The organism is Streptomyces sp. WM6386 (genome assembly GCF_000972385.1).
GTDB lineage: Bacteria > Actinomycetota > Actinomycetes > Streptomycetales > Streptomycetaceae > Streptomyces.
In genome coordinates, this window is the sequence record NZ_JXTE01000049.1 from 58,639 (window position 1) to 68,504 (window position 9,866).

At 72.2% G+C, this 9,866-nt stretch carries 9 protein-coding genes; 5 read left to right on the forward strand and 4 right to left on the reverse strand.

Annotated elements, in window-relative coordinates:
- Positions 1-32 precede the first annotated feature (32 nt).
- From TN53_RS26995 to TN53_RS27005, 3 genes are all read left to right on the forward strand, one after another.
- Positions 33-602, forward strand: coding sequence for an SAV_6107 family HEPN domain-containing protein (locus TN53_RS26995; protein WP_046261271.1), 570 nt, complete (start codon positions 33-35; stop codon positions 600-602).
- Positions 603-777: 175 nt separating this feature from the next.
- Complete coding sequence (locus TN53_RS27000; RefSeq protein WP_046261272.1) at positions 778-1,548, forward strand: methyltransferase; 771 nt, start codon at positions 778-780, stop codon at positions 1,546-1,548.
- 278 nt (positions 1,549-1,826) lie between these two features.
- Positions 1,827-2,222, forward strand: coding sequence for a DUF3040 domain-containing protein (locus TN53_RS27005; protein ID WP_046261273.1), 396 nt, complete (start codon positions 1,827-1,829; stop codon positions 2,220-2,222).
- A gap of 174 nt (positions 2,223-2,396) precedes the next feature.
- Here the strand turns inward: TN53_RS27005 and TN53_RS27010 are convergent, their stop codons facing one another.
- The 4 genes from TN53_RS27010 to TN53_RS27025 all read right to left on the reverse strand — a co-directional run bounded on the left by TN53_RS27010 (position 2,397) and on the right by TN53_RS27025 (position 8,034).
- Positions 2,397-4,784, reverse strand: coding sequence for a transglutaminase TgpA family protein (locus tag TN53_RS27010; protein ID WP_046261274.1), 2,388 nt, complete (start codon positions 4,782-4,784; stop codon positions 2,397-2,399).
- Positions 4,781-6,157 (reverse strand): DUF58 domain-containing protein, encoded by a 1,377-nt coding sequence (locus TN53_RS27015; RefSeq protein ID WP_046261275.1) that lies wholly within the window; start codon positions 6,155-6,157, stop codon positions 4,781-4,783. The genes TN53_RS27010 and TN53_RS27015 overlap by 4 nt, the downstream gene beginning before the upstream one ends.
- Positions 6,157-7,185, reverse strand: coding sequence for an AAA family ATPase (locus TN53_RS27020; protein WP_046261276.1), 1,029 nt, complete (start codon positions 7,183-7,185; stop codon positions 6,157-6,159). The genes TN53_RS27015 and TN53_RS27020 overlap by 1 nt, the downstream gene beginning before the upstream one ends.
- Before the next feature lie 240 nt (positions 7,186-7,425).
- Complete coding sequence (locus TN53_RS27025; RefSeq protein ID WP_095046752.1) at positions 7,426-8,034, reverse strand: beta-class carbonic anhydrase; 609 nt, start codon at positions 8,032-8,034, stop codon at positions 7,426-7,428.
- A gap of 352 nt (positions 8,035-8,386) precedes the next feature.
- Here TN53_RS27025 and rsmH point away from each other — a divergent pair, with 352 nt between their 5' ends.
- Both rsmH and TN53_RS27035 read left to right on the forward strand, forming a co-directional pair.
- Complete coding sequence (gene rsmH / locus TN53_RS27030; RefSeq protein ID WP_095046753.1) at positions 8,387-9,343, forward strand: 16S rRNA (cytosine(1402)-N(4))-methyltransferase RsmH; 957 nt, start codon at positions 8,387-8,389, stop codon at positions 9,341-9,343.
- A 60-nt stretch (positions 9,344-9,403) separates the two neighbouring features.
- Positions 9,404-9,866, forward strand: a 463-nt coding sequence (locus TN53_RS27035) for a septum formation initiator family protein (RefSeq protein ID WP_046261279.1), incomplete at its 3' end; no start/stop codon positions are given.

Below are 9,866 nucleotides of genomic sequence, written 5' to 3' on the forward strand. Positions count from 1 at the left end.
CGTGCCGTCACACAGACGACAGGAGGTTCGTCATGGCCACCTACCACGCAGCAGCCGCCCGCCGGCGCCGCGCCACCGGCCCTGCCCCCTCACTGACCGGACCGGCGAGTGACGTACACCCCGTGCTCCGCCGGACCACGGCCCCGCCCGCCGCCCTCGACCTGCTCGCCCAGGCCCGTGCCGGACTCGACGAGGCCGCCGTCCTGGAGACACCCAACGAGCGCTATGCGACGGCCCACCTCGCCGCCCTGCGCACCGCCGCCGCCGTGCTCGCCGCGCTCGGACGTCCGGAGCCCTCGCCCCGACGCCGGGCCAAGATCCGGAGCGCCTGGGAAGTGCTCCCCGAAATAGCCCCCGAGCTCACCGAGTGGAGCGCGCTCTTCGCCGCCGGCGCCCGGCGCCGCGCCCGGGCCGAGGCCGGCATCCAGGGTGCGGCCAGCCGCCGGGACGCCGACGACCTCATACGCGACGTGGCGATGTTCCTGCGCCTCGTCGAACGGATGCTGGTCCTCCAGCCGGTCCTGCCCCAGCCCCGCCAGGACACGGACCGGCCGGAGCCCGACGACCACGACACGGGCCGGGACATGCCGGACGCGGGCTGATCCCTGAGGCACGGCACGGGCTCTGCCGCCCGGATGCCACGGTGGTCGGGCGAGGTGACGGAGGCAATAGGGTGGAGGGCGCCTGAAGCCCTCCTTCTCCGGTACCCCGGGCCGGGAGGGCAGACCGATCGCTCCGCCGCGCAAGAGGCGGTGCCGCGCCGAGGAGTCAACTGCCGTGTCGGACCCGCTGCGACCCCGCGCCTCTCTCCGTACCGCCGTGGTCTGGGAGGTCCTCCAGGACGCCCTCGAACGGCGGGTCAAGGCCACGGGCCGGGATGCCCTGGACGTCCTCGACACCGGCGGCGGCAGCGGCAACTTCGCCGTGCCCGTCGCCCGTCTCGGCCACCGGGTCACCGTCGTCGACCCCAGCCCCAACGCGCTGTTCGCCCTGGAGCGCCGCGCCGCCGAGGCCGGCGTCGCGGACCGGGTGCGCGGTGTCCAGGGCGACGCCCACGGGCTCTTCGACGTGGTCGAGCGCGGCGCCTACGACGCGGTGCTGTGCCACGGCGTCCTGGAGTACGTGGACGACGCAGCCGAGGGCATCCGCAACGTGGTGGCCGCCCTGCGCTCCGAGGGCGTCCTCAGCCTGCTCGCGGCCGGCCTCGGCGGCGCCGTGCTCGCCCGCGCCCTCGCCGGCCACTTCAAGGAGGCCAAGCAGGCGCTCGAGGACCCGGACGGACGCTGGGGCACCGGCGACCCCGTGCCGCGGCGCTTCACCGCCGAGCAGCTCACCGAACTGGTCGAGGGCGCGGGCCTCGAGGTCGGTGCCGTGCACGGAGTGCGGGTCTTCGCGGACCTGGTCCCCGGCGTGCTGGTCGACACCGAACCCGGAGCCCTGGAGGCCCTACTCAAGCTGGAGGAGGCGGCGGCCGAACTCCCCGCCTTCCACTCCGTGGCCACACAGCTTCACGTGCTCGGTGAGACGCGAGGGACCGTCGAGGCCTGAGGCAGCTCTCCTGGTGCAGCGCTGATCAGGGACTTGGGTGCAGATGGAGTACGCCACAGGCCCCCCGATCGGGCGTCCAGCGCCGTATGATCGAGGGAGACCGTCCGGCATGACGGGTCGGCCGCTGGGGAATGCAAGATCTAGCGGGCCGGGACGTGCATGGCGGAATCCCGGTTGGCCAATTGGCGTAGAGGGGCGGGTTTCACGGGGGCGATTCCCTGCCTATCCTGAAGGGACCCCCCGGGTCGCCCCGGCGACTGCACGATGAGGAGGATTCCGTGCCGCTCTCGGAGCACGAGCAGCGAATGCTCGAGCAGATGGAGCGAGCGCTGTACGCCGAAGATCCCAAGTTCGCGACAGCGCTTGAGGGAAGCGGGCTGCGCACGTACACCCGGCGACGGGTCTACCAGGCGGTCGCGGGCTTCCTCGTGGGTATCGCGCTCCTCATGGCAGGAATGGTCGCCAAGCAGGTCTGGCTCAGCGTGGTGGGCTTCCTCGTCATGCTGGGCTGTGCGGTACTCGCCGTGACCGGCTGGCGCAAGGCCCCCAAGCCGGGTGAACAGCCCGCGGCCGGTGCCCCGCATGCGCGCCGTCAGGCCAGGCAGAAGCGCTCCATGATGGACCGTATCGAGCAGCGCTGGCAGAAGCGCCGCGACGAGCAGGGCGGCCAATAGCTCGACCAATAGCTGATGCGTGAGGGGGGACCTCCCGGCGGGCGGTCCCCCCTCACGCACGCCCTTTTGGCGACGCCGATCGTCCCTTCGGCGATCGCCCGATCACGCCCGATCCAACGGCTGAGGCCCCGACCCGCTCACACGGGTCGGGGCCTCAGCCGTTGCTCCGAGGGCTCAGCCCTCCTGGCCCGACGGCTGCTTGCGCAGCGTCGGCCTGGCCGCCGCCGCACGGGCCGTCACACCGGCCCACCACTCCGAGGCCGCCCACACCACTCGTACGGTTGAACGCGGGGCGAAGATCGCCCGCAGCGTCGTACGCCGGGTCACCGGGACGGCCAGTCCGGCGATCGCCCGCCGGACGTCCTCCGCGAGCCCCGCCGTCGGGCGCGGCCGCGGCGCGTAGAGAACCTGCTCCACCGCGTCCGCCACCCGGTGCACCGCGGTCGCGGCCGTCGGTTCGAGGTGCCCCAGTCTCACGATCCGCGCCGCCGCCTTGCGCGGGGTCTGCGAATCGTCCGGCAGGATCCCGAAGTCCCACGCCGTATCGGTCAGTTCCAGCCAGACCGCCAGGGTGTGCAGCGCCGCGTCCGCCTCGCTGCGGCCGTGCGCCCCCAGCCGCACCGCCCGGGTGCGGCGGCGCCACACCATCGGCGCCAGTGGGATCGCCAGCGCGGCGAGCCCGCCGAGAACCCATGCGAGCACGACGGTCCACTTCGGACCACCACCGTCCGTGACCGGCAGGGCCGCGGCGGACTCGCTCGGGCACGCCTCCAGCTTCTTCTGCTCCGCCGTGCAGCTCTCGCTCGCCGAGGGGGCGGTGGAAGGCGCGGCGTTCGCCGACCGGGACGGGACACCCGGGTCGGGCAGGTTGCTGTTCGGGCTGTCCGTCTGCGTGTACTCGGGCTGGGTGCCCCGGGTCGGAGTCGGCTCGAAGCGGGTCCAGCCCACGCCCTCGAAGTACAGCTCGGGCCAGGCGTGGGCGTCCCGCAGCCCCACCGACACCGCGCCGTCGGCCTGCGGAGTACCCGGCGCGAAGCCCACCGCGATCCGGGCCGGGATGCCCAGGGTGCGGGCCATCGCCGCCATGGCGTAGGAGAAGTGGACGCAGAAGCCCTGCTTGTCCTTCAGGAACCGGGCGATCGCCTGGGAGCCGGAGCCGACCTGCACCTGGGTGTCGTACTGGAAACCGCCGGTCAGGGAGAAGTACTCCTGGAGCTTGACCGCCTGCTCGTAGTGGTTCGCGGAGCCCTGGGTGACCTCACGAGCCGTGGTGGCCACGACCGCCGGAAGCGAGTCGGGCACCTCGGTGTATTCGCGCCTGATGTCCCCGGGCGGCGCCGGGGCGGCCGACAGCTGCTCCGCCGTCGGCTGCACGACGAGGCTCTTGACCTCGTACGTCGACCCGCCGGTGTTCTGGTCGTGGTCGCCGACGAGCGTCATGCCCTCGGGTTCGTAGCGCCAGTCCCCGTCGACCTGCACACCGCTCGGCGGGTACGGCATCGGGAGCCAGTCCTGCCGGTAGTCCTTGGCGGCCGTCACCCGGGTCGTGATCTCGGAGCGCCGGATGTCGGCGCCGAGACCGACCGGGGTGGGGAACTCGTCCGGCACCTTCACGATCTTGCGCTCGGACGACTTCCAGGTCCGGCCGTCGAAGTCGTCCAGCGAGACGATCCGCAGATAGAGGCTGCCCTGGTCCTCGGGCTCGGTGCGCAGGGACAGGACCTGGCGGTCCTCGTCCACGTTGAGGTTGTCGCGCAGGGACACCAGCGGGTTCACCGCGGAGATGGTGCCACCGCTCCCGCTGCCGCCGCCCACACCCGCCCCGGTGCCGTCCAGGAGGCCGCCGTCCATCGCGGGCAACGCGACCGGCACCACCAGGGCGAGCCCCAGCGCGACCGCGCCGATGCGCCGCCCGGTGCGGACCGGCGCCACCACGCCGGGCTCCCCGCCCGGGGTGCGCGGTGCCCCGCCGAAGACCCGGCCCCACTGGGAGAGCCGGTCGCGTCCCTCGGCCAGCAGCAGCATCAGATAGCCGGCCGCCGCGACCAGGAACCACAGCCAGTCGGCGCCGCCGTCGGACAGCCCCGCGGCGACGGAGTACAGCGCCAGCAGCGGCAGCCCGGCCGGAGCCGCGCTGCGGAAGGTCACCGCGAGGGTGTCCACCGCGAGGCCGATGACCAGCACACCACCGAGGATCATCAGCCGGATGCCGTCGGACTCCAGCGGTGCCGGGATCGCGTACCGCGCGATGTCGTCGCCGCCCTGCTGGAGCAGATCGGCGAACCGCTGGAACGCCTCCGGACCCGGAACCAGCCCGGCGACCGCCTGCTCGCGGGTGAAGACCAGGGTCAGCATCATCAGCGTGACCAGGGCCTGCGCGGCCACGGTCAGCGGCCGGGCCAGCGGCACCCGCCGGGTCGCCGCGCCCACCAGCGACTGGACACCGAGCAGAAAGGCCGCCTGCAGGATCCACGAGGCCGGTTCGACCAGGGGCAGCAGGGCGCAGGACGCCATCAGGGTGGCCGCCCAGGCACACAGCGCCAGTCGTGCCCGCCCGCTCATGCGCGTGCCCCCTCACTGCCCGGCCCGCTCGTCGCACCGATGCCGGTGCGCTCGCGGTCCGCCTGGCGCCACAACTCGCTCAAGGAGGCGCCCCGCGGCACGCTCAGCGCCGTCCAGCCCGCCTCACGCAGCATCCGCAACCGCTCCCCGCTCCTGTCCAACGGGCCGGCCACATCGGTCGGTTCCCGCCCCCAGCCGCCGTTGTCCAGTACGAAGGCGACCGCGCCGCCACTGCGCTGACGCATCTTGGCGGCCACCGCGGCCTGCTCCTCGTCGAGGTCGCCGAAGAAGGCGATCAGCAGTCCCTCGTTGCCCCCGCGCAGCAAGTCGTACGCCCGGGACAGACCCGTGCCGTCGGAGTGGTCGATCACCGCGAGGGTGTCCATCATCAGCCCGGCCGCGTCCGCCGACTCCTGGCTCGCGCCCGCGAAGCCGTCCGCGCCCTCGCCGGGCACCGAACTGCCGGTGTCCGTCAACAGTCGTACGGAGAAGCCTCGTTCGAGCATGTGCACCAGCGCCGACGCCGCGCCCGACACGGCCCACTCGAAGGGTGAGTCGGGGCCCGCGCCGCGGAAGGCGAGGCCCCGGGTGTCCAGCAGCACCGTGCAGCGGGCGCGCTGCGGCTGCTCCTCGCGGCGCACCATCAGCTCGCCGTAGCGCGCGGTGGAACGCCAGTGCACCCGCCGCAGATCGTCGCCGTAGCGATAACCGCGCGGGATGACGTCGTCCTCGCCGGCCAGGGCGAGCGAGCGGTTCCGCCCGTCGCCGTACCCCTTCGCCTCTCCGGCGAAGCGCACCGGCGGCAGCGGCTCCACGCGTGGGATCACCGTCAGGGTGTCGTACGACGAGAAGGACCGGGTCAGCTCGCACATGCCGAACGGGTCGGTCAGACGCAGCTGGAGCGGGCCCAGCGGATAGCGGCCGCGCAGGTCGGAGCGGACGCGGTAGGACACCTCGCGGCGGCCGCCCGCCTCCACCCGGTCCAGCACGAAGCGGGGACGCGGGCCAAGGACGTACGGCACCCGGTCCTGGAGCATCAGCAGACCGGTGGGCAGCCGCGAGACGTTGTCCATCCGCAGATGGACACGGGCCTCGCTGCCGGAGGGCACGCGCGCGGGGGAGAGCCGGCGGCTGCCGGCCACCCGGTAGCGGGTGCGGTAGAGCACGGTCGCGCAGACCAGCGGCAGCAGCGCGAGGAGCAGGCCGACCCGGAGCAGATCGCTCTGCCCCAGGACGTACGCGCAGATGGCGGCTGCGATCCCGGCGGCCAGGAACGAGCGGCCGCGGGTCGTCAGACCGGCCAGCGCGGTGCGCACCCCACCCTTGTCGCCCCGGTCGGCCTCGCTGTGGGCCGGACCGGCGGCGGTGGTCATCACAGCCTCCGCGGCGGCTGCTGGCCGTACGCCTGCGTGCCGTGCCCGAGCCCGGTGCCGCCCTGCTGCTGGGGCACCGGAGTGCGCTGCAGGATCTCCTGCACCACCTGCTCCGCCGTACGCCGGTTGAGCTGGGCCTGGGCGGTGGGCAGCAGCCGATGGGCCAGGACGGCCACGGCGAGCGCCTGGATGTCGTCCGGCAGCGCGTACTCCCGGCCGCTCAGGGCGGCGGACGCCTTCGCCGCGCGCAGCAGATGCAGCGTCGCGCGCGGGGAGGCGCCGAGTCTGAGGTCGGGGTGGGTGCGCGTGGCGGCGACCAGCTCCACCGCGTACCGCCGGACCGCGTCGGCGACGTGGACGCCGCGGACGGCGTCGACCAGCTTCACGATGTCGTGCGCGTGCGCCACCGGCTGGAGGTCGTCCAGAGGGCTCACTCCGCCATGGATGTCGAGCATCTGCAGCTCGGCCTCCGCGCTGGGGTAGCCGATGGAGACGCGCGCCATGAAGCGGTCGCGCTGGGCCTCCGGCAGCGGATAGGTGCCCTCCATCTCGACCGGGTTCTGTGTGGCCACCACCATGAACGGGCTCGGCAGCTCGTACGTCTGCCCGTCGATGGTCACCTGCCGCTCCTCCATGGACTCCAGGAGCGCGGACTGGGTCTTCGGCGAGGCGCGGTTGATCTCGTCGCCGATCACGATCTGCGCGAAGATCGCCCCCGGCTTGAACTCGAAGTCCCGGCGCTGCTGATCCCAGATGGACACACCCGTGATGTCCGAGGGCAGCAGGTCGGGCGTGAACTGAATACGCCGCACCGAGCAGTCGATGGACCGCGCCAGTGCCTTCGCGAGCATGGTCTTGCCGACGCCCGGTACATCCTCGATCAGAAGATGCCCCTCGGCGAGCAGTACGGTCAGCGAAAGCCGTACGACCTCGGGCTTGCCCTCGATCACACCCTCTACCGAACTGCGGACACGCTCCACAGTGGCAGTCAGATCTGTGAGGCTCGCTCGATCGTCATAGGTCGTCACCCGGCCCTCCTCGGCCCGTTCTTTCTCCGGGCCGACGCTCTGCGTTGCGGACCGGCCCACCCCGAATCACGGACACCGCCCGGAAAAGGTTCCGCGCGACGTCCATCCACGCATTCTTGCTGCCGTTACCGATTCGTGTCACTCGCCTGTGGACAACTGCCCGCGATATGTCGGGGCTTGCGACCTTTTGGGCACCCCTGAACCGGAAATCAACAGGAGAACGACAGCTTCGGTGGTGGGTCAGGAGGGGTCGATCTCGCGCAGCAGGCCCGTCTTCACGTCGAACACGAAGCCACGGACGTCGTCGGTGTGCAACAGGAACGGCGAGGTGCGCACCCGCTGCATGGACTGCCGTACGTCCTGGTCGACGTCCCGGAAGGACTCCACCGCCCAGGCCGGGCGCTGGCCGACCTCCATCTCCAGGTCGGTGCGGAAGTCCTCGGTGATCGCTTCCAGACCGCAGCCGGTGTGGTGGATGAGGACAACGCTGCGGGTGCCGAGCTTGCGCTGGCTGATGGTGAGCGAGCGGATCACGTCATCGGTGACCACGCCGCCCGCGTTGCGAATGGTGTGGCAGTCGCCGAGCTCCAGGCCGAGCGCCTTGTGCAGGTCGAGACGGGCGTCCATGCAGGCCACCACGGCCACGTGCAGGACGGGACGGGCGTCCATGCCGGGGTCGGTGAAGGCGGAGGCGTACCGCTCGTTCGCCTCGATGAGACGGTCGGTGACGGTGTCGCCCGGTATGGCGCCTTCGGTTGCGGTGGCGCCGGATGCAGAAGTCGTCATAGCCACGACGGTACTGGTCACAGCCGTCCCGGTCCTGTCGTGAGATGGGAAAAAGAGCGTCATCACGTCCTTCGTGTGAGGTAACCCACAGTGGGCGGTATGCGTCCGAGCGGGTGTTTTCCGGGGTCCGTCGCTCCGTCCCGGAGCCGGGCCGCGACGCGCAGGCCGGTTGATTGACCGCGAGTCACCGTGGACTAAAGTGACGCGAAGCGGGAGGCGAGGTCTCCCTGCTGGACTGAATTCCCCAGGAGAAACCGGCCAGGTCGCCGGATCTCCCCACGTGCGCGGCGCGCACGTACGGCTCGGCCTCCTCCCGCTCCCGGCCGGCTGACGCTTTCGGCGCCGGCAGGCCTCCCCTTCAGAGCGGGCGGGGACCCGGCGGTGCGTACCGCCTCGCCGGATCTGAGAGGGCCCCTTGAGCCAGAGTCGACACGTCCCGGTGATGCTCCAGCGGTGCCTGGACATGTTGGCCCCCGCCCTCCGGGCCCCCGGAGCGGTCGTCGTCGACTGCACGCTCGGCCTCGGCGGCCACAGCGAGGCTCTCCTCCAGCAGTTCCCCGAGGCCCGGCTCGTCGCCCTCGACCGCGACAAGGAGGCCCTGCGCCTGTCCGGCGAGCGCCTCGCGCCGTACGGGGAGCGCGCCACCCTCGTCCACGCGGTCTACGACGAGCTGCCCGAGGTACTGGACCGGCTCGGCCTCCCGCGCGTGCAGGGCGTCCTCTTCGACCTCGGCGTCTCCTCCATGCAGCTCGACGAGGCCGACCGCGGCTTCGCCTACGCCCAGGACGCCCCGCTCGACATGCGCATGGACCAGACGACCGGCGTAAGCGCCGCCGAGGTCCTCAACACCTACCCGGCCGGCGAACTCGTGCGGATCCTGCGGGCGTACGGCGAGGAGAAGCAGGCCAAGCGGATCGTGTCCGCGATCGTGCGCGAGCGCGACAAGGAGCCGTTCTCCCACAGCGCGCGGCTCGTCGAGCTGATCCGGGACTCCCTGCCGCAGGCCGCCAAGCGCACCGGCGGCAACCCGGCCAAGCGCACCTTCCAGGCACTGCGCATCGAGGTCAACGGTGAACTGGCCGTCCTGGAGCGGGCGATCCCGGCCGCCGTTCAGAGCATCGCGGTCGGCGGGCGGATCGCCGTCCTGTCGTACCACTCGCTCGAGGACCGCCTGGTCAAGCAGGTGTTCGCGGCCGGTGCCGCCACCACCGCGCCCCCCGGACTGCCGGTCGTCCCCGAGCAGTACCAGCCGCGGCTCAAGCTGCTCACGCGCGGTGCCGAACTTCCCACGGAGGAAGAGGTCGCCGAGAACCGGCGAGCGGCTCCCGCGCGGTTGCGTGGCGCCGAGCGCATCAGGGAGGCGCTGGAATGACGGACACGAGGGGGCTGGGGCGCGTGAGCGAGTGGGGAAACCGGACTCACTGGAGGTGCAGTGAGCAGGAAACCTGAACTCAAGGGCCGGGCCGCTCGTCTGGCACGGCTCTTCCCGACCACGGGGGGCCGAGGACAGGCCGCCCGCACCCCGTTCGTACTCCTCGTCGTCCTGCTCCTCGGCGGCGGTCTCATCGGGCTCCTCGTGCTGAACTCCGCGCTCTCCGAAGGGTCGTTCAAACTCGACGACCTCCAGAAGGAGACCAAGAGCCTCACCGACCAGGAGCAGGCCCTCCAGCGGGACATCGACTCCTACTCCGCCCCGGACGCCCTCCAGCGCCGCGCCCGTGAGCTGGGCATGGTCCCCGGCGGCGACCCCGCCTTCCTCGACCCCGACGGCACCGTCAAGGGTGTCCCGGGAGCCGCGGCCGAGCAGTCCTCGGCCCAGGTCGTGCAGCCGCCCGAGGCGATCGTCCCGCCGGCCGTCACTTCGCCACCCCCATCGCCGTCGGCCACCCCCACGC

Bases quoted from the DNA above. Each gene is read 5' to 3' on its own strand.
- TN53_RS27025 (WP_095046752.1), bottom strand. From the start codon at position 8,034: ATGACGCTCTTTTTCCCATCTCACGACAGGACCGGGACGGCTGTGACC.
- TN53_RS26995 (WP_046261271.1), top strand. From the start codon at position 33: ATGGCCACCTACCACGCAGCAGCCGCCCGCCGGCGCCGCGCCACCGGC.
- TN53_RS27010 (WP_046261274.1), bottom strand. From the start codon at position 4,784: ATGAGCGGGCGGGCACGACTGGCGCTGTGTGCCTGGGCGGCCACCCTG.
- TN53_RS27015 (WP_046261275.1), bottom strand. From the start codon at position 6,157: ATGACCACCGCCGCCGGTCCGGCCCACAGCGAGGCCGACCGGGGCGAC.